This is a genomic window from Bacillus sp. SM2101 (assembly GCF_018588585.1).
Classification (GTDB): Bacteria; Bacillota; Bacilli; order Bacillales; family SM2101; genus Nanhaiella; species Nanhaiella sioensis.
On record NZ_JAEUFG010000107.1, the window covers coordinates 1 to 1,210 of the forward strand.

1 protein-coding gene is annotated in these 1,210 nt (G+C 35.9%); it reads left to right on the plus strand.

All coding sequences use genetic code 11. The features are described 5' to 3' along the window. The first annotated feature begins 88 nt into the window (after nucleotides 1-88). Complete coding sequence (locus JM172_RS24450; protein ID WP_214484975.1) at nucleotides 89-1,153, plus strand: S-layer homology domain-containing protein; 1,065 nt, start codon at nucleotides 89-91, stop codon at nucleotides 1,151-1,153. The last annotated feature ends 57 nt before the right edge of the window (nucleotides 1,154-1,210 follow it).

The following is a 1,210-nucleotide window of genomic DNA, read 5'->3' on the forward strand; positions in this document are numbered from 1 at the left end:
CCTTTCATATAATTAGATTGGTAAATTAATGAATGTAAGTTTGATATTGTAAATAATTTATATTACATGGGAAAAGCGAGGGTAAATTATGTTGAAGAAAACGTTAGTAGTTATTTTATCATTAATGTTGTTACTTCCATCTACATCTGTATTTGCAGCTGGAGACCAGCCAAGTGCTTGGTCGAAAGATACGATTCAACGAGGCATTGATCTAGGAATTGTTCCAGAAAGATTGCAATCTAATTACGCTGACCCAATTACTCGAGAGGAGTTTGCGGAGCTACTAGTTAACGTGGCTTTTAAAAAGTTAGAAATGGTCGAAAGGTCATATGAATGGACAAAGGAAATGGTACTTGAAAAAGTTACGATTGATCAACCTTTTGAAGATACAGATTTAGACCATGTCAAGCTTGCCTATATTATAGGGAGTGTGAATGGTACATCTGATACGACCTTTTCACCAGATACTTATATCACACGTGAGCAAGCTGCACAAATGTTGATGAATACAATACATAAATCAAGTATTTTATTATACGCTACAAAAGAAGAAATGGGTTACTCGGATTATAATCAAATAGGTGAGTGGGCGAAGCCAGCTGTTAGTGCTGCCTACACTTTGGGGCTTATGCAAGGGTCTAACGGTCAATTTATGCCACGAAAGCATATTACGAGAGAGCAAGCGATTGTAACGATAATAAGAGTGCTCGATTATGCTAAGTATATAACGTTGCAGCTAAGGGGAGATATCACCGCTTATGCTTGGTTTGATGATTTGACATATAATGTCGGAAAAGACTATGTGTATGTATCATATGAGGATAAGGGAGAGTTAAGCCATTCGAATAAAGAATTAAGGAACATTTGGTTTCGAACACCACTTACTTCAAGTGCAAGCTATGATCATGAGCAAGCGATTGTCTTATATGCATTCCATAGTAATCTACTAAACAGGTACTATACATGGATTTCACAAGCTGCACTAAAAGGAGAAGGAGCAAAAGTAGATTATGGCTATATGATAGTCGAAACATTCACAGAAGATTATATACTGAAATTTACATTGAAAGACAATCCAGGATATTTTAATGCATTAGCAGGACATGTATATGGATACCCAAAAGTAGAAATAGATCCAAAACCAATAAACTAATCTTTATATGGTATATGTCACCCCTTTATAATGTACTGATCTTCCACAATATGGCGC

Excerpts from the sequence above, each read along its gene's own strand:
- JM172_RS24450 (WP_214484975.1), top strand. The coding sequence starts at position 89 with ATGTTGAAGAAAACGTTAGTAGTTATTTTATCATTAATGTTGTTACTT.